Source organism: Rhodococcus sp. IEGM 1379, from assembly GCF_030056815.1.
GTDB lineage: Bacteria > Actinomycetota > Actinomycetes > Mycobacteriales > Mycobacteriaceae > Rhodococcus_F.
The window spans coordinates 21,586-45,769 of the sequence record NZ_JASHKR010000018.1 but is presented as its reverse complement, the minus strand read 5'-3'; the positions used below and the strand labels follow the sequence as shown (position 1 = coordinate 45,769).

Sequence of the window (24,184 nt, the reverse complement as noted above, 5' to 3'; positions counted from 1 at the left end):
GCTTGGGCAGTGCCGGCAGCAGCACCGGCAGCTTGGGCAGTGCCGGCAGCAGCACCGGCAGCTTGGGCAGTGCCGGCAGCAGCACAGTCGGCGGCGAGCTGGCATTGATCGTGTCGACGCGCGAGGACCTGTCCAGCCCAGTGCTCGCCGAGCGGGTGCAGGTTCGCGAAGACGCTGACGGCACAGTGCATTTCGATGCCAGCGGGCTGGCCCCAGGCGAAACCTACTACTACCAGTTCCGAGGCGACGGAAACGAATCGCCGGTCGGTCGCTTCCGGACGCTGCGGCCTGCCGATTCCAACGAACCGGTCCGCATCGGCTGGTTCACCTGCCAGGGCTTCGAAGAAGGCTACTACGCGGCGCACCGGCACCTCGCTGAGGAGGACCTCGACTTCGTCGTGTGCCTCGGCGACTACGTGTACGAGTTCACCAAGCCGGGGGTTCGGGGCCTTGACATGAACCCGTTCCCGCAGAACCTCGAGGGTATGCGGGAGAAGTACCGCAAGTACCGCACGGACGCCGACCTACGGCTGATGCACAGCCAGCACGCCTTCATCCCGATCTGGGATGACCACGAGTTCCGAAACAACTACAGCCAGGACGGCTGGACCTTCCCGGTGATCGCGCCGATCGACAGCGCGATCGGGTTCCAGCAGAAGAAGCAGTGGGCGTGGCAGTCGTGGTTCGAGCACATGCCGGTGCCGCGCTTCTCCGACGACCCGCTCCGGACCTACCGCTCGCTGCGGGCAGGCAAGACGGTGGAACTGTTCGCGCCGGACAGTCGGCAGTACCGCGACGTGCAACCGTGCGGCGATGTGGACCACACCGTCTGCCCGGACGCCGACGCTCCCGGCCGGACCATGCTGGGCGCGACGCAGAAGAGTTGGCTGCTGGGCGGCCTGGCCCAGTCCGACGCACAGTGGAAGGTCATTGCGAACGCCAGCATGATGATGGGCATGGTGACCGAGGACGACGGTGCCCGCGGCTACTACGACACGTGGGACGGGTACGGCGCCGAGCGGACCGAGATCCTGTCCGCTGCGGCAGAGTCCGTCGAGAACCTGGTCCTGGTCACCGGCGACGACCACGACGGGTGGGCGGGCGAGTTGTGGAACACCGGATTCGCGCCGGGCACGCTCAGCGGTGAACAGGGAAACACGCCTGGTACCCAGCGCGCAGGAGTCGAGTTCGTCGTTCCTTCAGTCACTTCCGCCAACACCGGGGACGGCGGCGCAACCGGCAGCGGAGACAACACCGCTGCGGCGCACGCCGAAGAGGCCAGCCGTCGGGCCAAGAACCCCCACGTCAAGCATGTCGACATGGTCAGCCACGGCTACGGAGTCCTCACGTGCGATCAGAATGAGGCGCGCATGCAGTTCCGGTCTGTGGACAAGCTGAACCCGAATGCGGGCGTGACGACGTCGAAGACCGTGCGGACGCCGAGTGGACAGTCGGTGATCGAAGCAGTGTGATCCGTAAAAACTCCGCCCGCCCGAGAAAACTTCTCGGGCGGGCGGAGTCGTAAGACGTCGAAATCTCTAGCCTAGAGCTCGCTTCAGATCTGCAAGCAGATCCACCGTGTCTTCGAGGCCCACGGATAAGCGCACAACACCGTCTGTAATGCCCACTGCTGCACGGCCTTCCGGACCCATGGCCCGGTGCGTCGTGGTAGCAGGATGGGTGATCAGAGACTTCGAGTCACCCAGGTTATTGGAGATGTCAATGACCCGCAAACCGTTGAGAACCTCGAACGCACGCTTCTTGCCGTCACCACCAGGAGCATTGAGCTCGAAGGTGACAACCGTTCCGCCGCCGCTCATTTGAGACTGCGCAAGCTCGTACTGCGGATGCGACTTCAAATACGGGTACTTGACCCACTTGACGCCGGGGTGCGCTTCGAGCATTTCTGCAATCTCGAGAGCCGAAGCCACAGAGTGCCGCAGACGTACCGGCATGGTCTCGAGGCCCTTGAGCAAGGTCCACGCATTGAACGGACTGAGCGCAGGTCCGGTGTGCCGCATCAATTCCCGGACGGGACCACTGATGTATTCCTCGGTACCGAGGATCGCGCCGCCGAGCACGCGGCCCTGACCGTCGATGTGCTTGGTGCCGGAGTACACAACGACGTCGGCACCCAATTCGAGGCTGCGCTGCAGAAGCGGCGTCGCGAAGACGTTGTCCAGCACCACCTTTGCGCCGGCTGCATGCGCAAGTTCGGATACGCGTCGTACGTCCACCAACGACTGCATGGGGTTGGACGGCGTTTCGAAGAACACCGCAGTGGTCGGCACAGACAGCGCCTCTTCCCACTGCGCGTTGTCTTCACCGTCGACAAAGACGACTTCGACGCCCCAACGCGGGAGGATTTCGTTGCACACCACGAAGCATGAACCGAAGAGGCTGCGCGCGGCAACCAAACGGTCGCCGTTGCCCAGCAGCGCGCCCAAAGCCGTGAATACGGCGGACATTCCACTGGCCGTCGCGAAGCACGCTTCGGCACCTTCGATGAGGCGCAGACGCTCTTCGAACATCTTGACCGTCGGATTGCCGTAGCGGGAGTAGACAAAATGGTCTACCTCACCGGTGAAGGCTTGTTCGGCGGCTTCTGCACTCTCGTAGACGAATCCGGAGTTGAGGAACAATGCTTCGGAGGTTTCCTCGAAGCCCGTTCGCATCAATCCGCCGCGAACACCGAGCGTGCCGAGCCCTACATCGTCCGGCAGCGCCCGTTGAAATGCGCCGCCCTGAGGAATTCCGCTCACTGCTGCCTCCACGGCAAGCCGATGGCCCGCCAACCTACAACTCCGCGGTGTCCGTCGGCATCCAAGGCACCTTCGAATCCGTCGAGCACGTTGTACGACGGACCGATGCCCGCCGCAGTCGCGATTTCTGCTGCGCCGATGGACCGTTGTCCGGATCGGCAAAGGAAGATCACGGGATTGTCGGAACCGGAAACTATGCCGGATTCCTTCAACTGGTCGACAAAATTGTCGTTGCGTGTGCCGTTCGGGTAGCTCACCCATTCGATCATCACGGCCGACTTGCCGAGGGACGTGACATCGGGGATACCGACGTACTTCCACTCCGCGTCGGTCCGCACGTCGACAAGCACTGCGTCGGGGTTTTCGCGGAGCAGCGCCCAGGCTTGCTCCGGCGTCAGATCGCCTGCGTAACTCACGTCGTCCATGTTTTCACAGCACCGCCATTTTCACCGCACCGCCCCGAGCACCACTGTGGGCGATCAGCTGCAGACGTCCCAACCTTCACCGTCGCGCGTGAACGTCCAGGCCTCGACCTTATTTCCCAGCCCGCCGCCAGAAAGCCTGACATCAGCTTGGGCGCGGTCACCGGTGACTACGGGATTATCGACGCCGGCCAGCTCGACCTCGCCGTTCGCAGCTGCGAGCGCATCGCTCTGCTTGTCGAAGTTCGCGCAGGTCAGAGCCTGCAGAGTCTTGGTGTCGTTCTTGTTGTGCGCGGCAACGTAGTCCGCGACGGTGCGCGAGATCCGATCGGTTTCGGTGACATTGTCCTCGGCCGGTGACATCGCGGACGCAACGAAGATTCCTCCGAGGATCAGCGCAACGATTGCCACTGCCAGGAGAAACGGTCCGGCTGAGGCTGTCTTGTTTTCGGAGTTGTCGGAATCGCGTGGCTGGTCACTCATGGAACCAATAATCCCCCACAATCACAGCTTGTGGGCTGCCAAGGAGTGGACCCCTACCCTTCTGTTCCCTCACAGCGGAACAATGGGAAGAAAGAAAAGGTTTACCCACACAGATTCGAGTGGGAGTGTGAACCGGTCGAGCCGCAATCACGACACCGCGCTTAGGTTCGGCTAAATTGATTTATTGTCGATACGTTGTCCGAACTTCGAAGAAGGTAGCTGTCTACAGATGACTGACTCCAATCGCCCACTCCGAGTCGCGATCGTCGGCGCCGGCCCCGCCGGCATCTACGCAGCCGACGCACTCATGAAGTCCGACACCGCAGTCTCCGGCCGCGGCGTCAGCATCGACCTCTTCGAGCGCATGCCCGCGCCCTTCGGACTCATCCGCTACGGCGTCGCACCAGACCACCCGCGCATCAAAGGCATCATCACCGCCCTGCACAAGGTCCTCGACAAGCCGCAGGTCCGCCTCCTCGGCAACATCGACTACGGCACCGACATCACCCTCGACGACCTCCAGACGTTCTACGACGCCGTCATCTTCTCCACCGGCGCCAATGCCGACCGCGCACTCGGCATCCCCGGCATCGACCTCGACGGCAGCTACGGCGCCGCCGACTTCGTCTCCTGGTACGACGGCCATCCCGACGTCCCGCGCGAATGGCCGCTCGAAGCCGAGAAGGTCGCTGTCCTCGGTGTCGGCAACGTCGCCCTCGATATCGCCCGTGTCCTCGCCAAGACCGGCGACGAACTTCTCCCCACCGAGATCCCCGCCAACGTCTACGAGGGCCTCAAGAACAACAAGGCCGTCGAGGTCCACGTCTTCGGACGACGCGGCCCCGCCCAGGCCAAGTTCACGCCCCTCGAACTGCGTGAGCTCGATCATTCGCCCACTATCGAGGTCATCGTCGACCCCGAGGACATCGATTACGACGAGGGTTCCGAGCAGGCTCGCCGTAACTCCAAGCAGGTCGATATGGTTGCGAACACCTTGCAGGACTGGGCAATTCGCGACGTCGGAAACCGCCCGCACAAGCTGTTCCTGCACTTCTTCGAATCTCCCACCGAGGTTCTCGGCGAAGACGGCAAGGTTGTCGGTCTCCGCACCGAGCGCACTGCGCTCGACGGCACCGGAAACGTCAAGGGCACCGGCACCTACAAGGACTGGGACGTTACGGCCGTCTACCGCGCTGTCGGTTACCTCTCGCAGAACGTCACGCAACTGCCGTTCGACGACCAGGCCGGCACCGTCCCCAACGACGCCGGACGTGTTGTTGCCGACGAAACCGCTGAGGGCGAGGCCCGGTTCATGCCGGCCACCTACGTCACCGGTTGGATCAAGCGCGGTCCCGTCGGCCTCATCGGCCACACCAAGGGCGACGCCAACGAGACCGTCGCCAACCTCCTCGAGGATTCGACCAAGTTCACCCCCGCCGCACACCCCGATGAGAATGCCGTCGTCGAATTCCTCGAAGGCAAGCAGGTTCCGTACACGACGTGGCAGGGCTGGTACCGCCTCGATGCGCACGAGCGCAGCCTCGGCGAGCCCGAAGGCCGTGAGCGCATCAAGGTCGTCGAGCGTCACGACATGTTGAAGGCATCCGAGCCCGACAGGGCCTGATAGTCGGACCCCGACACCGCCTAATAGTCGGACCCCGACACCGCCTGATAGTCGGACCCCGACACCGCATAACAGCAGGTCAAACAGACCGATCGGCCCGATATGACGATGATTCGCTCCAGAGCGACTCACGTCACATCGGGCCGATCTTCTGTGCAAGGTCATATTGGCAGCGTGCAAAATAGATGGTGTGTTTGATGCCCACGTCCACATCATCGATCCGCGCTTCCCGCTGGTCGAGAATCACGGGTACCTACCCCAACCCTTCACAGTCGCCGACTACCGGTCCAAAGTCGCTTCTCTCGACGGTCTCCGGGTGGACGGCGGAGCAGTCGTCACCGCGTCCTATCAGGGCACCGATCAGGAGTACCTGAAGGCCGCGCTCGCCGAACTCGGCCCGGGGTGGGTTGGCGTCACCGCACTCGGACACGACGCCACCGACGAGGACATCGTTGCGCTCGACGCTATCGGCGTTCGCGCAGTCCGGTTCAACCTTCGGCGCGGAGCAACCGACCTGAGGGAACTCTCGGATCTGGCCAACCGAGCCTTCGATCTGGTCGGCTGGCACGCCGAGTTCTACGTCGACGCCACCCTCCTGCTCTCTCTCGAACCTGTTTTCGCGAAACTGCCCGCCGTCGCCATCGACCATCTAGGCATGTCGACGCGGGGGCTCCCCTATCTACTCAACCTGGTCGACCGCGGCGTGAAGGTCAAAGCCACCGGCTTCGGCCGCACCACCATCTCCGATGTCGGCGACGTGCTCCGTCAAATCCACCGGGTCAATCCGCAAGCCTTGATGTTCGGGACGGATCTACCCGGAACCCGGGCCCGCCGCGCCTTCGAGAGCCACGACCTCGACGTGATCGCCGAGGCCGTCGGCGACGACCTCCCGGCAGTGATGGGTGACACTGCCCGAGCCTGGTATCGGTGCGAATCTCGAACCGCTGCTCACACCAAAACGACTGCGCCCAGCCAGAGTCCGGCCGCAACCAACGCGCCGAACAGTTCCACCACCATGGACAACCCGACGGCTTTCACCGCGTGAAGCGTCGACGCCCACGCAATGTTGACATTGCGTAGCCGTACCCATTCCGCGACATAGGTTCCCAGGACAAATCCGAGGAACAACCCCACGACGGGGACCACGAAGAATCCGACGATGCCGACAACACCGCCGATCATCACGGACAGGTTGGGAACTCCCCCGTCGCGCATCCGCTGACCCGGCCACGTGTATTTCACGACGCCCGTGATCACCAAGACCAGAGCCGCCAGTGCGAATACCGTCCACGCGGTAGCGCCACCGGTCATCAAGGCCCACACCAGTATTGCCGCCAAGATCAGCAGGGTTCCCGGAATGATCGGCACGACAACACCGACCAAGCCGACCAAAATAACGAGTCCTACAACAACTTCGGCCGCTGAACTCATCCGACGGGGCGAACCTTCGACGCGGCCTCACGGGCACGGGCGCGGGCGGTCTCGACATCAACGGCCGTCGATACGGCGACACCCATCCGTCGACGCAGGAAGCTTTCCGGCTTTCCGAAGAGTCGGAGTTCGGTTTCGGGAACCGCGAGAGCCTCTGCAACACCGTCGAATCCGATGCCCTTCGCCTCCACACCGCCGTAGATGACTGCCGACGCACCCGGCGAGGTGAGCGTTGTATCGACCGGCAATCCCAGGATCGCACGCGCATGAAGTTCGAACTCCGAGAGTCGTTGGGTACGCAGCGTCACCAATCCGGTGTCATGCGGACGCGGGCTGACTTCGGAGAAGTACACGTCGTCGCCCTTGACAAACAATTCGACACCGAAGATTCCACGGCCACCCAGCGCGGTGGTGACCTTTTCGGAAACCGCACGCGCCGCAGCGAGCGCAACGTCGGACATACGCTGGGGCTGCCAGGACTCGATATAGTCACCGGCCTGCTGCAGGTGCCCGATCGGTTCGCAGAACGACGTGGCCACACTGCCGTCGACGGATACGGCCCGAACCGTCAATTGTGTTATCTCGTAATCGAAATCAACGAAACCCTCGACAATGACGCGGCCGTGATTAACACGTCCGCCGGCCATCGCGTAATCCCACGCGGCACCGAGCTCGTCGGCAGAACGTACAGTCGACTGCCCCTTACCCGAGGACGACATGACGGGCTTGATGACGCACGGGAATCCGATGCGTTCCGTCGCAGCCTGCACTTCTTCGAGTGAATCCGCGAAAGCGTACGGCGACGTGGGCAGCCTCAATTCTTCGGCAGCAAGGCGGCGGATGCCTTCACGATTCATGGTCAACTGTGTTGCCCGGGCCGTGGGGATCACCACGGTCTCACCACGTTCTTCGACAACGGCCAGCGCATCGGTGGCGATGGCCTCGATCTCGGGAACCACAAAATGCGGCTTTTCCAGTTCGATCACGGCAAGCAAGGCCTCGGGGTCGCTCATGTCGACGGTGTGGGCCCGATGTGCAACCTGGTGCCCCGGAGCGTTGGAGTACCGATCTACCGCAATCACTTCGACGCCCAACCGCTGCAACGCGATGATGACTTCCTTGCCCAGTTCACCCGAGCCCAGCATCATCACTCGGATCGCATTCTCGGTGAGTGGCGTGCCGAAATGGAGGGGCAAAACGGACGGGTGCGGTGTCACATCAAGCGAGGGTGTCGAATCAAGCTGCATGGGTGCGACTATATGCCAATCCCGATGCAGGTCAGAGCTAGTCAGGTTCAGCGGACTGCTCTCACGAGTGGGCAAGGTGACGGGTTCAGGCCTGCCCGGCAATATGACGCTTCGGCACCACACCGCTGACATCTCGCGCTTTGACGAGGTTTCGGCCACTTTCCTTGGCGTCGTACATTGCCTCGTCGGCCGCGATCATCAACGCAGCCAATCGCGGTGTCGGGTGGTCTACCCACGCAAGTCCGATGCTGACCGTGCTGGCAACGCCGGAGGCTGTCGATTCCTCGACCTGCGCTGACCGGATCGCCTCCGCGACTTCCGAGGCGCGGGCGAAGCTGGAACCGATGAGCAGGACAGCAAATTCCTCGCCGCCCAGCCTTCCGACCAGATCGGTGTCCGACACCCGATCGGCCGCGCGGGCAGCGAAGTCCGCGAGCACGGAATCTCCGCCCATGTGCCCGTAGGTGTCGTTGATGTTCTTGAAGTGGTCGAGATCAAGCATCAGCAAGCCGACGGGCGATTGCGTTTCTGTTTCATGCCGAAGTTGTTCCTCGGCTTGTCTGAGGAAGGCTCCCCGCGAGAGAACTCCCGTGAGGTTGTCGTATTCGACGGCTCGGAACAGCTCACGCTCAGCTGCTCGACGCTCCTGTGTGGCACACGCCACTGCAATCGGCCCCAGCGCGATCAGCGTGACTGCGATCGACGTGATGACATCCTCCGACCAGTTCGTGGGGTCCTGTTCGCCGACATCCAGACGTCCCGTGCCGGCCATCATGAGTGTCCACACCGACCAGACCACTGAGACAAAGGCTGTGCTCGGAACCGAGATACGGGTGGCGCACCACAGCAGCGCCGGAATGGGGAGGACGAGAGCGATCGGCCCCTCGATCCTGAGCGCGATCGGAACGCAGGCTGCGGTCGCGAGCAGCGGAACCATCATCGTTCCGATGGTCCTCAATGTCAGTTTTCTGCAAAGGTCCGCAAATCCGGAGGGAATAGTCACGGACAGAATCAGCGGCAGCACCAAGAGATACGCCATGAACTCCGTACTGCCCCAGTGAACGAATGTGTCGGTGAACGATTCCTCCCGAATCACCCGATCCAGCAGTCCTGCGGTCGAAGCAGTTGCGATGGCACTCGCCGCGCCGAGAATGACCATCCACATCAACGCATTCGAATCGACAAGCCGAAACGGTATGCGCTTCGTGCAGCGGAGCAAGAGCACACCGAATGTGACACCGACCAGATTTGCGCCGTTCAGTTGCACTGCCATCGCCAGAGTGCTGCCTGTCAGCAAATCAGCACTCAAATAGCCGACCATCGCGGCTATCCAGGTGGGCCACTCGATCAAGACAGGCCACCGCATCATCATTCCCAGCAACAACGCGTTTGCGCACCAGAAGGTTGCCAGAAGCCCGGGTGCCCGGGTGAGAATTCCGACGAGGGCCGCGGCCAGGACAACAACGAAGACAATGAGTAACCGCACTGTGCGACTCATTCTTGTCATCGTTCACCTCACCCCGGATTTAATACCTAGGCACAGTGGAGGAGATCCTCGAACTGCCCGATAGACCAGCCTAGCTACGCAACAGTTAACAGTCACTGGTCCATCGTACGCAACCCGCTCGACCGAACAACAGGCAAAGCGGAAAAACGTATTGCCCCCCATCCGAATAGACGGACAGGAGGCAATACGAAGCGATCAAACTACCACAGTACCGAGCGCTCAGTACGTGGGTCGAAGCTTATTCGGAGGATCCGCCGAGGAGTCCACCGAGCGAGCCGGCTCCACCGGTTTCGCTGGATCCGTCGGCCAGCGAAGAGGTGTCGACGGACTTGAGGAAAACACCGAGTGCAGCGAGCAGAGGTCCGAGTGTGCTGAGCGATCCGAACATAGGAGTTTCTCCTGTTATGTGAGGTGGTGTGGTTGTTCAGCGCTGCTTCGGTCGCAGGCGGTGACCGAAGCAGTCCGGGAACCCATGGCACAGAGGGGCAGAAATTCTGTCATCCCCTGTGACATCCCGAGCTGTGATGCAGCGCACGAAACTGCGCTGATTGCATTTATAGACGGCCCCATCTCGATTGTCGAGCTATCTGACCGCTAATTAACGTTACCGCGCTTAACATTTTCAATAAACCTGCAGGTAAAGTCGATTATTTTCAGTAACGGAACAATAACAATGTGTTATAGATCACACTAATTCCTGGGCAAACGGGACTAGCAGACAACTTTCAGACACATTTTGTCACATTACGGTCGTAACCCCTCAGCTGCCGTCGCCACTCCACGTTCAATTCGGAATAACCTCAGCAATCGCACGAGTCGGTGCCCGCAAGGATGCGCATCTGTCATACCGTGTGCATGTGATCAATCCGGAACGCGTGGCAGCCCGATCGGGATCGCCGTGCTAGCAAAACTGCTCAAGGCATACCTGCCTCCGTACCGTTGGCTCCTCGCAGGAGTGCTGGCACTACAACTGTTCGGCGCAATCGCGGCACTCATTCTGCCTACCTTGAATGCCCGAATCATCGACGACGGCGTCGCTCGCGGCGACACCGGATTCATCATGTCGACCGGCGGAATCATGCTGCTGGTCTCCTTGGCAACGATCCTTGCCTCGGTAGCTTCGACGTTCCTCGCTGCCAAGTCCTCGATGGGCTTCGGTCACGACGTCCGAGCAGCGGTCTACAAGGCAGTCGGCAGCTTCTCCGATCGCGAGTTCTCCGGTTTCGGAGCGCCCACGTTGATCACCAGAAACACCAACGACGTACTGCAGATCCAAACCCTCGTGATGCTGACTGCGTCGATGCTCGTCAGTGCCCCGCTCATGTGCATCGGCGGAATCGTCATGGCCCTGCGGGAGAACCTGCAAATGTCATGGCTCTTGACTATTTCGGTGCCGCTTCTGGGTATTACCGTCGCGGTGGTCATCGCCCGACTGATCCCGCACTTCCGCACCATGCAGACCCGGATCGACAACATTAACCGCTCACTTCGTGAGCAGCTCACAGGTATGCGCGTCATCCGCGCGTTCGTCCGCGAACCCGACGAAACGATGCGTTTCGACAAAGCCAACAAGGAACTGACCGACACGGCCATGCTCATCGGCCGGTATCAAGCTGTACTCATGCCGACGATCATGCTGATCGCCAACATGTCCAGCGTCGCGGTCCTGTGGTTCGGTGCGCACCTCGTCGACACCGGCGACATGCAGATCGGACAGATCAGCGCATTCCTCGCCTACGTCATGCAGATCCTGATGTCCGTCCTGATGGCAACGATGCTGGCCGTCGTCATTCCTCGCGCCGCTGTCTGCGCCGACCGCATCACCGAAGTGATCGACACCGAGCCGTCGGTGCCGGCGCCGTCGCAGCCCCTACGCCCGACAAACCCGTACGGCGTCGTCGAGTTCGGTGGAGCCGGGTTCAGTTACCCAGGTGCCGAAACTCCCGTCCTGAGCGGTGTGTCGATGCGTTGCCTACCCGGAACGGTCACAGCCATCGTCGGTAGTACCGGCAGCGGCAAGTCCACCCTCGTTTCACTCATCCCGCGCCTCGTCGACGTCACGGCCGGAGCTGTCCTGATCGACGGCCTGGACGTCCGCGGCTGGGATCAGGACGAACTGTTCACCAACTTCGGTTACGTGCCGCAGAAGGCCTATCTGTTCGCCGGGACCATCGCCACCAACATCAGGTACGGAAACCCAGCCGCAACCGACGCGGATATCTGGGATGCACTCACCATCGCGCAAGCCGACGGCTTCGTCCGTGAGCTTTCGCAGGGCCTGGACTCACCGATCTCCCAAGGCGGAACGAACCTCTCCGGTGGTCAGCGTCAACGACTGGCCATCGCCCGCGCCGTCGTCCGCAAGCCGCGGATCCTCGTGTTCGACGATTCCTTCTCGGCACTCGACATGCACACCGATGTAGCCGTCCGCGCCGCACTACGCGCAGTCACGACCTCGACAACAGTCATCGTCGTCGCGCAACGTATTTCTTCCATTATCGACGCCGACCAGATCATGGTCCTCGACGACGGGTCGCCCGTCGGACTCGGTGACCACAACTTCCTCCTGGCCAACTGCCCCACGTACCAAGAGATCGTGGCGTCCCAGATTCCCGCGGAGCTGAGCGCATGACCAATCCGCAGGATCCCACCTTCGGCGCGGCCAATCGCCAGTATCTCGACGACACCCCTACCGTCGTCTTCGCGAAGATCCCGGCAGAACCTGATGCCTCCGACAACCCCACTGCGCCGGCCGATCCCCCACCCGGCGACGGCCCCGTGCCCAAGCCTGCGGGCGACGCCGAACCCAAACCACCACCGGCGTCGGCCACGCCGGCCACCAAACCCAAGCAGTTCAAAGCCACGATGAAACGGCTTCTGGCACTGCTGAAGCCGCACAAGCTTGCCGTATTCGTCGTACTTGTTGCGACGATCAGCAGTATCGCGCTCTCGGTTGCGGTTCCCAAGATCCTGGGCCACGTCACCGACCTCATCTTCGCCGGATTCATCGGCAAGAGCCTGCCTGCTGGTCTCACTCGCGAACAGGCCGCGGAAGCCATTCGTGCATCGGGTAATTCGACGTTCGCGGATCTCGTCGCCAACTCGTCCGACGTCGTTCCGGGCGTCGGACTGGACTTCGATGCCATCGGCAAGGTCATCATGCTCGCCATCGGCGTGTACGTACTGGCATCGTTGCTGGCCTGGGTCGAAGCGTTCCTGCTCAACATCATCGTGCAGCGAACGATCTACAAGTTGCGTGCCGAAGTCGAAGCGAAAATTCACCGACTTCCGTTGCCCTACTTCGACAGAACACCACGCGGCGAAGTCCTCAGCCGTGTCACCAACGACATCGACAACGTGGCGTCTACCTTGTCTCAGACGTTAACCTCGCTGCTGACATCCGTGTTGACGGTCATCGGTGTCCTCGTGATGATGTTCGTCATTTCGCCGATGCTCTCGCTGATCGCGCTGATTGCCGTGCCCGTGTCGGTACTGCTGGTAGCCCGCGTCGCAAAGCGCGCCCAGGTTCTCTTCAAAGCGCAGTGGGAAGAAACCGGCAAGATCAACGCACAGATCGAGGAAACCTACAGTGGCCGCGATCTGGTCCGTGTCTACGGACACCAGGCCGAGGCCGAGCGCGAGTTCGCGGTACAGAACAAGAAACTGCTCGACGCGTCGTTCGGCGCCCAGTTCCTGTCCAGCCTGATCATGCCGGTGATGAACTTCGTCGGAAATATCACGTACGTGCTGCTCGCAGTGGTGGGCGCGCTCAAAGTTGCCAGCGGCAACATGTCACTTGGCGACGTCCAGGCGTTCATCGTCTACTCACGCCAGTTCAGCTCGCCGCTCACCCAGATCGCATCGATGTCGTCCAGCCTGCAGTCCGGGGCGGCGTCGGCGGAACGCGTCTTCGAACTGCTCGACGAGCCCGAACAGTCCCCCGACATCGACGTTCCGCTCGTGCCCGAGCAGGCCGGCCGTCATCGCAGCGTCGGCACTGTCGTTTTCGACAACGTCTCGTTCCGCTACGACAAGGACAAGCCGCTCATCGAGAACGTCAGCCTCACTGCCGAATCCGGTCAGACCGTCGCAATCGTCGGTCCCACCGGCGCCGGCAAGACAACCCTCGTCAACCTCATCATGCGGTTCTACGAAGTCGATTCCGGTCGAATAACCATCGACGACATCGACATCTCGCACATGCGTCGCGCGGACCTCCGCAAGCATGTCGGCATGGTCCTGCAGGACACCTGGCTGTTCGGCGGCACCATTCGCGAGAACATCGCCTACGGTCGCATCGGTGCCAGCGAACACGACATCCAAGAAGCCGCCCGAGCAGCATTCGTGGACCGTTTCATCCACACCCTGCCCGACGGCTACGACACCGTGCTCGACGAGGAAGCGTCCAACATCAGTTCGGGCGAGAAGCAACTCATCACGATCGCCCGAGCGTTCCTGTCCGAGCCCTCACTCCTGATCCTCGACGAGGCAACCAGCTCCGTCGACACCCGCACGGAACAGCTTGTGCAGCAAGCCATGTCCGCTCTACGGACCGGGCGCACCAGCTTCATCATCGCGCACCGACTCTCCACCATCCGTACTGCAGATCTGATCGTGGTGATGGAAGCCGGTCAAATCGTCGAACAGGGCACACACGATCAACTGATCGCCCACGGCGGTGCGTACTTCCGCCTCTACAACGCACAATTCGAGGGCGCCGCGGTCTAATTCAACGCCCCAGGAGTGTGATCGCAGACTCCTGATACCGACATAGTGCCCCGGGGCACACACTTCTGGCCCGACAGGTTACCGTCGGGCCAGAAGCAATTTCACCGTCGGAAATGGAGTTCGTGTGTCTGCAGAAACCGTGGAGAAAAAGGGCCCGCTCGCGGGTATTCGGATCGTCGAATTCGCCGGACTGGGACCAGGTCCGCACGCGGCGACACTTCTGGCCGACATGGGTGCCGACATCGTCATCGTGCAGCGCGCCGCCCCGATCCCGCAGGATGCCGGCTCAACTGATCAGATCAAGCGCGGACGCCGCATCGTCGAAGCCAACCTCAAGGATCCGGCCGACGTCGCAAAGGTCCTGGACCTGATCGAGCGCGCCGACGTCGTCATCGAGGGCTTCCGTCCGGGCGTCATGGAACGCATGGGCCTGGGCCCCGACGTGGCCCTCGAGCGCAATCCTCGTCTGGTCTACGGCCGTATGACGGGCTGGGGCCAGGAAGGCCCGCTGGCCAGCGCAGCCGGTCACGACATCAACTACATCTCCCTCACCGGTGTCCTCAACGCCATCGGCCGCAAGGGTGAACGCCCCGTTCCGCCGCTCAACATGGTCGGCGATTTCGGCGGCGGTTCCATGTTCCTGATCTTCGGCATCCTGTCCGCCCTCGTCGAACGCTCCGTCTCCGGCAAGGGGCAGGTCGTCGACGCCGCCATGGTCGACGGCACCCTCGCGCTCTCACACATGATGTGGGCGTTCCGTGGCCGTGGCGTCTGGTCCGACGAGCGTGGAGTCAACCTCCTCGACACGGGCGCACCGTTCTACGACACCTACGAGACCTCCGACGGCAAGTACATGGCCGTCGGATCCATCGAACCGCAGTTCTACGCACTGCTGCTCGAGGGCCTCGAGATCGATCCCGCGACGCTCCCCCACCAGATGGACTCGAGCAAGTGGGACGAGCTGAAGGTGCTCTTCACCGAGAAGTTCCTCTCGAAGACCCGCGACGAGTGGGCCAAGATCTTCCTCGGCACCGACGCGTGCGTCTCGCCGGTCCTGACCTTCGCCGAAGCACCGTCCAACGAGCACATCGCCGCCCGCGGTTCGCTCATCGAAATCGACGGCGTCACCCAGCACGCTCCGGCCCCGCGCTTCTCTCGCACTCCGGCTGCAGTCCCGTCCGCGCCGGCCCGTGAGGCGACGGATATCGAGACGGTTTGGAAGTAGGCTCCGCCTGTGCGCCTTTTTGGTAGGGCCCACTACCGAAAAGGCGCGCAGGGGCGCTAGCCCAACCGGTAGAACCGCAGGAACTCGTGCTCGATCGGCAGCACATCGACCCTCTCGAAACCTGCTGCCAAGGCATAACTTTCGAGCGTCGACCTCCGCATCACCGTTCCCGTTCCGACGCTCCCCGGATGCGCGAGACTGTCCGGCAGGCAGCACGTCAACGAAAATCCGTAGAGCAGTTGCTCCACCTTCCCGGCCTCCGGATCAAAAGTATCTGCAGTCCGTTCGTCGACGACGATCACCGGCGCACCCGGCTGCGCAATCGACCTTGCGGTCGAGAGGAAGCCCACGGGATCCGGCACGTCGTGCACACACTCGAAAGCAAAAACGGCGTCGTAGGTGCCCGTGTCCGCGCGCCCCAGCTCGTGCGCCTGGCCGGCTACGTCGACCAACGAGAAATGAACGCGGTCGTCGACGCCGTTGTCCCGGGCGTGACGCCGCGCCGCTGCCACCGAGGCCGCGTCCACATCGAACCCGTGAACCTCGACGTTCGGGTAGCCGAGCGCAAGCGCCACCGACGACCAGCCCTCGCCCATGCCGAGATCGGCGACCTTGGCGCCGCCGGTCAACGTCGCATGCAAATCCGCAATGGTCGGCAGAAATTCCTGACACAACTGCCGTAGGTACATCGGCCGATTCATCAACGCCTGGCCTTCTCTGGCGTCCGCACCCATCGATTCCCATGTGACCCCGCCGCCGTGGCGATACGCGTCGAGCAACCGCGGCATCGACGTCGTCGTCGCAACGAACAATCGTGACAACGGCGTCAGATACAGCAGGCTGTCACAATCGAGCAGCACAGCGGCATGCTCGGCAGACAGGCTGTATCGACGGTCGGAATCGGCACTGACATCGAGATACCCCGACACAGCCTGATGTTCCAACCATTCGCGGGCATACCGCTCGACCGTTGCGGTCCGGTCGGCTAATTCCGTCGACGTGAGCGGACCATGATCGGCGAGTGCCCGATACCAGCCGAGTCGATCACCGAGGTACACCGCTTGGAGTTCGGCCGCGCCGATCGTGGCCGCAAACAATCGATCTGCCAAAATCTCCGACGCGTTGTTTTCGTCGACGGCTGCCATCGATACCTCCTGGATTCGTCCCCGCTTCCAGATTGAGTACCCAGTTCTGGCAGCCACTCCTCTCAGACCACGACCATCCTCTGATCGGCAACGTCCCGATCGGTGGCAAGTGTGGCGTATGCAGCGGCGATGGAAGCAACTCCGCGAACAAGATCCTCCGACGATCGTGCATACGGCACCCGGATAAACCGCTCGAAAGCACCTTCGACGCCAAATCTGGGGCCGGCCGCGAGCAATACCCCGAAGTTGGGTGCCACTGCCGCCAACGCCGTGGACACGGGGGCCGACATGCGCATCCACACCGACATTCCGCCCGAGCCGATGGTGGGGGTCCAGTCCGGAAGTCGCTCGGCTACCGCGTCGAGCAGCACCGCTCGCTGCCGACGAAGTACTTCGCGACGCTCTTCGAGTATCAGTCTGTCATCGGCCAGGAGGTACGCTGCGGCAAGCTGATCCATGATCGGCGTACCGAGGTCGACGGCCGCTCGTGCTCCTACCAACTGCGTGATCAGTGCGGAATCCGCTCGAATCCAGCCCACTCGCAGCCCGCCCCACAGTGATTTCGCGGTAGATCCGAGTGTCACCACATCAGTTTTCGCAGTTCCGCGACAGTGGGCGGCCACCGGCGCCGGCGGCGGACCGTCCAGCCACAGATCAACCATCGTCTCGTCGACGACAAGCGTCATTCGGGTTTCGTGGGCGATCTTCGCGAGTTCCACGCGTCCGGCGGCGTCCATGCAGAGACCCGTCGGGTTGTGAAAATCAGGAATGAGATAGGCCATGCGGGCTGCGGTTTGCCTTGCCGCACTACGAATTCCGTCAAGATCCCACGCTCCCACCGCAGCAAACTCGGGACGTACCGGAACCGGAACCGGGCGTGCACCGTTTCGCCGAATCGCTTCCAGCGCATTGGGATACGTCGGGTGATCCACCAGCACTCGCTCACCGGGCGAGGTAAGCACCGACAGCAACAGTCGCAGGGCATGCTGCGCGCCGGACGTCACCATGATCTGCTCGGGAGTGGTGGGCAATCCGCGGGCGGTGTAGCGCCGAGCGATAACGTCACGCAGATCACCGATACCGATCGGCTCCATACCGTGCGTGGGCAGAAACTCCGGAAGTGCCGCCAGCGCAGACGCATATGCGAGTTCTACTTGCGCGGCCGGCGCCGCCATGGCGGCGTAACTGAGGTCGACGACGGGACCACTGGGGCCAGGTTGGTGCGAGCGGAACATCAACCCGTTGGGCCGCGCACCGGCCGGCAATGCGACAGTACTGCGCGAGCCTTGCTTGCTGATCAGATAACCCTCGTCCCGCAGAACCGAGTACGACGACGTGATCGTGGTCCGGCTGAGTTCGAGCACCGTTGCCAGTTCACGCTCACTCGGGAGCGCCACTCCCAGCGGGATGCGGCCGTCGTGCACGAGCAGGCGGATACCGTCGGCCAATGCACGATAGGCGGGGCGTCGACCCGACTCTTCCTGCCACGACCCAAGATCACGGGCAAGTGAGCGGGCACCGAGAACTCGAGTCATCATGCGGTCCAGTATCGACAACTTGGCTATATATTTCAATACCAGTCGACTCGATCATGAGTGCATGACTACCTTCGCCACCCTCGTTAGCTTCGGACTCTTCGTGGCTGCCGTGTACTTTTTGCACCCGCCGACGGCGAGGGAACATTCATCCGTGCGGAGCAGTTTCGCCTGGCTGCGACCCTTGGCAGAGTCATTGACAACAGGCCGGAAGCCGGCGCTGACAAACCTGTCGGTGCCCTGTGCGATTGTGAAGAAGGGGAAAAAATCACTGATCTCAGTCCAGTTCCATAAAACTGGACTCCTTCCGCTTGACGAAAGGCTCCAATGCCCGATTCTGTGAAGCCCACTACTAAGAAGATCCTCTATATCGACCTCGACAACACTCTCGTCAACTTCCAGTCCGGTATCGATCGTCTCACCGACAACGTTCGCGAGAAGTTCAAGGACGACCTCGACGAAGCGCCGCACATCTTCTCGCGGATGGATCCCGTCGACGGCGCCATCGAGGCGTACCACCGGCTCGCCGAACAGTTCGACACCTACATCCTGTCGACGGCACCCTGGAAGAACGCAACGGCGTGGCACGACAAGGTCCTGTGGGTTCAGGAGCACCTCGGGATGGAGGAGGGCAGTGTCGCATACAAGCGGCTGATCCTCTCGCACCACAAACACCTCAACCGCGGCGATTTCCTGGTCGACGACCGCGGTGCCAATGGAGCAGACAAGTTCGAAGGCGAATGGATCGAGTTCGGCACCAACAAGTTTCCCAATTGGAAGACTGTCACCGATCACTTGGCGAAGCGAGCCTGAAACACGAAATCCCCGCTCCTGCAGCAGGAACGGGGATTTCGAAACACAAACTCTAGCGAATGATCTCGCGTCGGACGATAGTCTCGTCACGGCCCGGACCGACACCGATGCAGGACATGAAGGCACCCGACAGTTCTTCGAGTCGAAGTACGTAGTTCTGTGCAGCCTGCGGAAGCTCCTCGAACGTACGAGCCGCCGTGATGTCCTCGGACCAACCCGGCATCTCTTCGTAGATCGGCTTGGCGTGGTGAATATCGCTCTGCGACATCGGCATTTCCTCGTGACGCACACCGTCGACGTCGTAAGCAACGCAGATCGGGATGGTCTCGAGACTGCTGAGCACATCGAGCTTGGTCAGGAAGTAATCGGTGATGCCGTTGACGCGCGTTGCGTAGCGGGCGATCACGGCGTCGAACCAGCCGGTACGACGGCCACGACCGGTGGTGACACCGATCTCGCCGCCCTTGTCAGCCAGGTACACGCCGAACTCGTCGAACAGTTCCGTCGGGAACGGGCCCGAGCCGACACGGGTGGTGTAGGCCTTCAGGATGCCGAGCACCGTGGTGATCTTGGTGGGTCCGATGCCCGAACCAACCGCTGCGCCACCCGAAGTGGGGTTGGACGACGTCACGTACGGGTACGTTCCGTGGTCGACGTCGAGAAGCGTTCCCTGCGAGCCTTCGAGGAGAACGGTCTCGCCGCGATCGAGTGCCCGGTTGAGCTCCAGGCGGGTGTCGGCGATGCGGTGTTTGAAGCCTTCAGCCTGCTCCAGAACCTCGTCGACAACCTGCTGCGGATCCAGCGCCTTACGGTTGTAGATCTTGACCAGCACCTGGTTCTTGAATTCCAGTGCAGCCTCGACCTTCTGGGTGAGGATCTTCTCGTCCAGGACATCAGCCGCGCGGACGCCGACACGTGCGATCTTGTCCTGGTAGCACGGGCCGATACCGCGACCCGTGGTGCCAATCTTCTTGGCACCGAGGAAACGCTCGGTGACCTTGTCGATGGCTACGTGGTACGGCATGATCAGGTGCGCATCGGCAGAGAGCAGCAACCGGGTGGTGTCCACTCCGCGCGCTTCCAAACCTGCCAGTTCAGTCAGCAACACTCCCGGATCAACCACGACACCGTTGCCGATGACGTTGGTGACTGCCGGGGTAAGGATTCCGGACGGGATGAGGTGCAGTGCGAATTTTTCACCGTTTGGCAGAACCACGGTGTGTCCGGCATTGTTGCCGCCCTGGTATCGCACGACCCACTGAAGCTGCTCGCCCAGTAGATCTGTAGCTTTGCCCTTACCTTCGTCGCCCCATTGGGCGCCGATCAGGACGATTGCCGGCATGACGTTGTCTCCTACGGTCGACGTGCAGCAGTTGTCCCGCCGCATTGGTACTGCAGGATTCCGCGCACATTGTGTGCAGCCGAGTTGTTGCAGTGACCGATGGAGAAGTCTAGCCCAGAGCACGAGACCAGACCTTTCGGTACAGAACTATGCTGGTCAGTATCTCGATTAACTGCGTCCGCAGGCTCCCGCACTAGCTCGATTAGCTGCGTCCGCGGGCTCCCGCACTAGCTCGATTAACTGCGTCCGCAGGCTCCCGCACTAGGATCGTGGGCGGCGATTCCGACCACTGTTCCCAGGCCGTATCGCTGGGTAGGTGGCGGGTTCCCACTTTCCGAGAAATCTTGTTCGAACTAGGAGCGGCGTTGACCCCCGTGGTACTCAGATGTGGCGATTCACCGGTGCCTCTCCCGCTGGGTGAAGTCATGTCGTTCACGCTCCCGGATATTCCGGAGAAGGACGACTTCACCGACCTCATGTCGCAGCTGCAGGTTGTCTCCGATCCCCGCCTGATCGTCGTCGGGACGGACGCGGCGTTTGCTGCGACACTGACGCGATTGATGCGCCTCGAGCGGTTGGACATCGAACTCGCCTACGTCACCGAGAACCGATCGGATGCGACCGAGGCATACCGACTGTCCACCGGCGCAAAAGCTGCCCGTGCTGCGCTCAAGGGCGCCGTCCACGTGGTGCCGCTGATCCGCGACGACGCTGGAATCGCACTCGTCGGCGCTGCCACCGTCACCGGCCCGATTCGCCCAGCGGGCGACCGCGGCAACGGGGGTACCGAGGAATTGGTCGGCGAGGCGTACGTCGACGACAACAAATTGTTCTCCGGAACCGTGCCGGGCATCCGTATCGTTCCCAGCCCCAAGCTGCCTGGCATCAAGGCTTCGGTCGATCGCCGTAGCCGCTGGGGTGGCCGTCGCTGGCTGGAAGGCCGAGCGATCCAATTGGGAGCGCCGGCAGCTCGCCTGGTGCGGGACGGTGTCCCGAATCCTCGAGACCTCAAGCGCTCGACGTTCTATCGCCACGACCAGACTTGGCTGCTGGTCCGATGAGAACCAGCGCAGCCAGGTCGGCGGTGCGGCCAAGCCCGGTCTTCATCGGGGTTGTGGCCATCGCTGTTCTCGGCGGCGCGCTGGCGTGGCGATCCGAGTGGGGTTCCGTCTCGGGCCGTGTCGGTGTCTTCGTTCTCGTCGTCGCGGGTTGGGTAGTCACTCTCTGTCTGCACGAGTTCGCGCACGCCTACTTGGCGTGGCGTCACGGCGATACGGATGTCGCTGCCCGCGGGTACCTGACACTCAATCCTTTGAAGTACAGCCATCCGCTGCTCTCGATCGGGCTGCCGGTTCTGTTCATCGCACTGGGTGGCATCGGTTTACCCGGCGGCGCGGTGTACCTGCGCACGGGAATGTTCTCCCCCAAAGTTCAAGCCCGAATCTCTCTCGCCGGTCCACTGACAAACGCGCTGGTCGCGGTCATCCTCCTGACTGCCATACGTATGTATGGCGTCGGGACCGACCACGAAACCTTCTGGACCGGGCTGAGTTTCCTGGCATTCCTGCAGGTGATGGCGACCGTACTCAATTTGCTTCCAGTCCCCGGCCTGGACGGGTACGGCGCACTCGAGCCGTACCTGAAACCTACGACGCGTGCGCAACTCGACCAGTTCAAGCCCTACGGATTACTCCTCCTGGTGGCACTGCTCTTTGTCCCTCAGATCAACGTCGTCTTCTTCGACGCGATCTATTGGATCTTCCAACTCAGCGGCGTGCCCGAGACCTACGCGATGTACGGCAATGCCCTCATGCGTTTCTGGACGTAGCCATTTCGCCCCTTCCGGTGAATGCCGAGCCCAGACGTGAGAACCTGACATTTCGGCTATTTAACTCTTTCCAGGAGTACCACTGATGATTTCTGCGTCGATTGACTGCGGCAACTCGGTTTACAGCATCCGAAGGGCAGAGCTTCGCGACGTCGGCATTCTGGTCGACCTCCTCGCCGACGACCCGATCGGTTCCACTCGGGAGACCACCAACCCTGACGCCCGAACGATCTACGACAACGCTTTCGCGAAAATCGACGCCGACGAGGCACAGCTACTCGTGGTTGTCACCACTACCGACGACGACGTGATCGGCACGATGCAACTCACTTTCATCCCGGGACTAAGCCGGATGGGCGCAACACGGATGCAAATCGAAGCGGTCCGAGTGCACGAGGACTTTCGGAGCAAAGGCATCGGCAGCGCAATGCTTCGATGGGCATGCGAGGAAGGTGCACGACGCGGGGCCTTTCTCGCGCAACTAACCTCGGATCAGACTCGGACCGAGGCACACGAGTTCTACGAGCGCATCGGATTTGTCGCGTCCCACATCGGATTCAAGAAGTCGCTGAGCTAGCGTGAATCCCAAGGACAAGGTTCCCGGTCTGACCGTCATCGACGGACTGGATTCCGCCAATTTCCAAGACGGTGAAACCCCGAGGATCGAAAAGCTCACCGCTGCCACCGGATCCACCGTCATCCGCATCAGCTTCACTGCGGGCCAAGAGATGAAGGACCACCGGTCTCCGTTCCCGATTCTCGTTCACGGGGCCGTCGGCGAAGTCGAGTTCACCGTCGCCGACCACACTGTCTCGCTGGTTCCCGGGACAGCTGTGCACGTAGAAGGTGGAGTGACACATCGACTATTTGCGAAGCAAGACTCCGTTGTCACGCTGGTGGTCCTGCGCTGAAGGGGTAAACCGGTAAACAGCTGAGCTGATAACGCCGCGTGCACACCGGGGCATCGTTCTACCCCGGTGCACACGTTGCGTATTCGTTTGTTCAGGCTGCTGTCGGTGGACTGTTCCCCGGTATCGGAACCTGATACGGATCCACCGACATCGGTGGATAGAACCGGGTTTTCCGATCATCCCCGATCTCGACACTCCACTCGGTGTGGTGGAGCAGTCGATGATGGTGACCGCACAAAAGTATGAGATTGTCGAAATCCGTTGGTTCACTGTCTATCCAATGGGAAATCTGGTGGACATCGCACCATCCGGGCGGGGCCCCGCACCCGGGGAAGCCGCATCCGCCATCTCCGACGGCCAGGGCTCGCCGCTGCGGGACTGTTGCGGTTCGTTCGTCGAGTCCCGCGGAAATGCCGTTCTGGTCGAGCAGGATTCGCGCAACCGTGCAATCGCACGCCAGCATCCGGGCGGTATCGAGACTGATGGGACCGGCCCAGTTGGTGATCGCGTACCCGAGTTCTTCAGTGGACGGCAACAGGTCTTTGAGAGCCTGCAGGTCCGTCAGATCTTTCGCGGTGGCCGTGATCGTCAGGTGCGGTTTGACGCCACCTTCGATGGGCCCGAGGCCGGCCATCTCGTAGCGTCGCAGGAGTTCGCAGAAGCCGTCGGCGCGTCGAAGTGCCGGAGTGCCGGAGTGCTGCTCGGACTTCCGTCGCAGTCGGAAACCTTTTTCGAGGCGAGGGCCAGCAGGATTTCCCGCGCCTTTTCGACGTCCGCGATCTGGATGTTCTTGGGTGGGTGCTGGCGGAACTGTGCTACCTGATGGGCCTTGAGGGCGTCGATGTCACCGTCGTAAAAGGATTGTGCGACTACGGGTTCGAGCATGAACAACAGTGCGAGGCTGACCAGGTGACTGCATTCGCCGATCTCGAGGTTGGTGGACCGATGCACCCACTGAGCGATAGCGCGGAATCCGGTGTCGGGGAGTGCGTCACGGGTGAACATTTCGACAACGAGATGGACCATGCGCGATTGCAGGTCGTGGCGGGCGCGGGCCAGGTCGAGGACCTCTGTTTTGAGTCCCTCGCCGTCCAGCTGCCACGCTTCCCGATTCCCCATGCTCCAATTATCATCGAACAAGATTTCGATTCCTAGAGACATTTCGGACAGGATTTCGCGAA

Annotated in this window: 23 protein-coding genes; 11 read left to right on the top strand and 12 right to left on the bottom strand. The window is 61.7% G+C overall.

Annotation, left to right across the window (positions count from 1 at the left end):
• Nucleotides 1-1,472: alkaline phosphatase D family protein (locus QM600_RS12945; RefSeq protein ID WP_283261857.1), on the top strand; the 1,472-nt coding region annotated here is incomplete at its 5' end.
• A gap of 66 nt (nucleotides 1,473-1,538) precedes the next feature.
• Here QM600_RS12945 and QM600_RS12940 read toward each other — a convergent pair.
• The 3 genes from QM600_RS12940 to QM600_RS12930 all read right to left on the bottom strand — a co-directional run bounded on the left by QM600_RS12940 (nucleotide 1,539) and on the right by QM600_RS12930 (nucleotide 3,667).
• Nucleotides 1,539-2,762 carry an O-succinylhomoserine sulfhydrylase gene (locus QM600_RS12940; RefSeq protein ID WP_283261856.1) on the bottom strand — a complete coding sequence of 408 codons (1,224 nt, stop codon included), beginning with the start codon at nucleotides 2,760-2,762 and terminating at the stop codon, nucleotides 1,539-1,541.
• Entirely contained in the window at nucleotides 2,759-3,178 is a 420-nt protein-coding gene (locus tag QM600_RS12935; protein WP_283261855.1) for a rhodanese-like domain-containing protein, read from the bottom strand. Before QM600_RS12935 ends, QM600_RS12940 begins: the two co-directional genes overlap by 4 nt.
• Before the next feature lie 63 nt (nucleotides 3,179-3,241).
• Nucleotides 3,242-3,667, bottom strand: a complete 426-nt coding sequence (locus QM600_RS12930) for an Rv0361 family membrane protein (protein ID WP_283261854.1) — start codon at nucleotides 3,665-3,667, stop codon at nucleotides 3,242-3,244.
• Between the two features lie 229 nt (nucleotides 3,668-3,896).
• Here QM600_RS12930 and QM600_RS12925 point away from each other — a divergent pair, with 229 nt between their 5' ends.
• A complete protein-coding gene (locus QM600_RS12925) occupies nucleotides 3,897-5,291 on the top strand; it encodes an FAD-dependent oxidoreductase (protein WP_283261853.1) in 1,395 nt (464 codons plus the stop codon).
• A 190-nt stretch (nucleotides 5,292-5,481) separates the two neighbouring features.
• The gene (locus QM600_RS12920; protein ID WP_283261852.1) at nucleotides 5,482-6,336 is read left to right on the top strand and encodes an amidohydrolase family protein; all 855 of its coding nucleotides are present in this window, start codon (nucleotides 5,482-5,484) and stop codon (nucleotides 6,334-6,336) included.
• Here the strand turns inward: QM600_RS12920 and QM600_RS12915 are convergent.
• The 4 genes from QM600_RS12915 to QM600_RS12900 all read right to left on the bottom strand — a co-directional run bounded on the left by QM600_RS12915 (nucleotide 6,240) and on the right by QM600_RS12900 (nucleotide 9,864).
• The gene (locus QM600_RS12915; protein ID WP_283261851.1) at nucleotides 6,240-6,722 is read right to left on the bottom strand and encodes a DUF456 domain-containing protein; all 483 of its coding nucleotides are present in this window, start codon (nucleotides 6,720-6,722) and stop codon (nucleotides 6,240-6,242) included. The two genes, QM600_RS12920 and QM600_RS12915, sit on opposite strands and share 97 nt — an antisense overlap.
• The gene (gene purT / locus QM600_RS12910; protein WP_283261850.1) at nucleotides 6,719-7,969 is read right to left on the bottom strand and encodes a formate-dependent phosphoribosylglycinamide formyltransferase; all 1,251 of its coding nucleotides are present in this window, start codon (nucleotides 7,967-7,969) and stop codon (nucleotides 6,719-6,721) included. The genes QM600_RS12915 and purT overlap by 4 nt, the downstream gene beginning before the upstream one ends.
• Nucleotides 7,970-8,054: 85 nt before the next feature.
• The gene (locus tag QM600_RS12905) at nucleotides 8,055-9,467 is read right to left on the bottom strand and encodes a GGDEF domain-containing protein (RefSeq protein ID WP_283261849.1); all 1,413 of its coding nucleotides are present in this window, start codon (nucleotides 9,465-9,467) and stop codon (nucleotides 8,055-8,057) included.
• Between the two features lie 247 nt (nucleotides 9,468-9,714).
• Entirely contained in the window at nucleotides 9,715-9,864 is a 150-nt protein-coding gene (locus QM600_RS12900) for a hypothetical protein (RefSeq protein WP_283261848.1), read from the bottom strand.
• Between the two features lie 510 nt (nucleotides 9,865-10,374).
• On the opposite strand from QM600_RS12900, the gene QM600_RS12895 reads away from it, so the two are divergent.
• From QM600_RS12895 to QM600_RS12885, 3 genes are all read left to right on the top strand, one after another.
• A complete protein-coding gene (locus tag QM600_RS12895) occupies nucleotides 10,375-12,108 on the top strand; it encodes an ABC transporter ATP-binding protein (protein ID WP_283261847.1) in 1,734 nt (577 codons plus the stop codon).
• Complete coding sequence (locus QM600_RS12890; protein WP_283261846.1) at nucleotides 12,105-14,204, top strand: ABC transporter ATP-binding protein; 2,100 nt, start codon at nucleotides 12,105-12,107, stop codon at nucleotides 14,202-14,204. The genes QM600_RS12895 and QM600_RS12890 overlap by 4 nt, the downstream gene beginning before the upstream one ends.
• Before the next feature lie 124 nt (nucleotides 14,205-14,328).
• Nucleotides 14,329-15,429 carry a CaiB/BaiF CoA transferase family protein gene (locus tag QM600_RS12885; RefSeq protein WP_094271569.1) on the top strand — a complete coding sequence of 367 codons (1,101 nt, stop codon included), beginning with the start codon at nucleotides 14,329-14,331 and terminating at the stop codon, nucleotides 15,427-15,429.
• Between the two features lie 56 nt (nucleotides 15,430-15,485).
• Here the strand turns inward: QM600_RS12885 and QM600_RS12880 are convergent, their stop codons facing one another.
• Both QM600_RS12880 and yczR read right to left on the bottom strand, forming a co-directional pair.
• Complete coding sequence (locus QM600_RS12880) at nucleotides 15,486-16,574, bottom strand: methyltransferase domain-containing protein (protein ID WP_283261845.1); 1,089 nt, start codon at nucleotides 16,572-16,574, stop codon at nucleotides 15,486-15,488.
• Nucleotides 16,575-16,636: 62 nt separating this feature from the next.
• The gene (yczR, locus tag QM600_RS12875; RefSeq protein ID WP_283261844.1) at nucleotides 16,637-18,112 is read right to left on the bottom strand and encodes a MocR-like transcription factor YczR; all 1,476 of its coding nucleotides are present in this window, start codon (nucleotides 18,110-18,112) and stop codon (nucleotides 16,637-16,639) included.
• Nucleotides 18,113-18,436: 324 nt separating this feature from the next.
• On the opposite strand from yczR, the gene QM600_RS12870 reads away from it, so the two are divergent.
• Nucleotides 18,437-18,922: a 5' nucleotidase, NT5C type gene (locus QM600_RS12870; RefSeq protein WP_283261843.1), complete on the top strand. Its 486-nt coding sequence runs from the start codon at nucleotides 18,437-18,439 to the stop codon at nucleotides 18,920-18,922.
• 52 nt (nucleotides 18,923-18,974) lie between these two features.
• On the opposite strand, the gene QM600_RS12865 is transcribed toward QM600_RS12870, so the two are convergent.
• A complete protein-coding gene (locus QM600_RS12865; RefSeq protein ID WP_283261842.1) occupies nucleotides 18,975-20,264 on the bottom strand; it encodes an adenylosuccinate synthase in 1,290 nt (429 codons plus the stop codon).
• Nucleotides 20,265-20,689: 425 nt separating this feature from the next.
• Here QM600_RS12865 and QM600_RS12860 point away from each other — a divergent pair, with 425 nt between their 5' ends.
• The 4 genes from QM600_RS12860 (at nucleotide 20,690) to QM600_RS12845 (ending at nucleotide 23,003) form a co-directional block, all read left to right on the top strand.
• Nucleotides 20,690-21,325, top strand: coding sequence for a hypothetical protein (locus tag QM600_RS12860; protein WP_283261841.1), 636 nt, complete (start codon nucleotides 20,690-20,692; stop codon nucleotides 21,323-21,325).
• Nucleotides 21,322-22,092, top strand: a complete 771-nt coding sequence (locus QM600_RS12855; protein ID WP_283261840.1) for a site-2 protease family protein — start codon at nucleotides 21,322-21,324, stop codon at nucleotides 22,090-22,092. The genes QM600_RS12860 and QM600_RS12855 overlap by 4 nt, the downstream gene beginning before the upstream one ends.
• An 85-nt stretch (nucleotides 22,093-22,177) precedes the next feature.
• Nucleotides 22,178-22,669 (top strand): GNAT family N-acetyltransferase, encoded by a 492-nt coding sequence (locus QM600_RS12850; protein WP_283261839.1) that lies wholly within the window; start codon nucleotides 22,178-22,180, stop codon nucleotides 22,667-22,669.
• 1 nt (nucleotide 22,670) lies between these two features.
• Complete coding sequence (locus QM600_RS12845) at nucleotides 22,671-23,003, top strand: cupin domain-containing protein (protein WP_283261838.1); 333 nt, start codon at nucleotides 22,671-22,673, stop codon at nucleotides 23,001-23,003.
• Between the two features lie 91 nt (nucleotides 23,004-23,094).
• Here the strand turns inward: QM600_RS12845 and QM600_RS12840 are convergent, their stop codons facing one another.
• The gene (locus QM600_RS12840; RefSeq protein ID WP_283261837.1) at nucleotides 23,095-23,637 is read right to left on the bottom strand and encodes an HNH endonuclease signature motif containing protein; all 543 of its coding nucleotides are present in this window, start codon (nucleotides 23,635-23,637) and stop codon (nucleotides 23,095-23,097) included.
• Nucleotides 23,592-24,122 carry a DUF222 domain-containing protein gene (locus tag QM600_RS12835; RefSeq protein WP_283261836.1) on the bottom strand — a complete coding sequence of 177 codons (531 nt, stop codon included), beginning with the start codon at nucleotides 24,120-24,122 and terminating at the stop codon, nucleotides 23,592-23,594. Before QM600_RS12835 ends, QM600_RS12840 begins: the two co-directional genes overlap by 46 nt.
• Nucleotides 24,123-24,184: the final 62 nt, after the last annotated feature.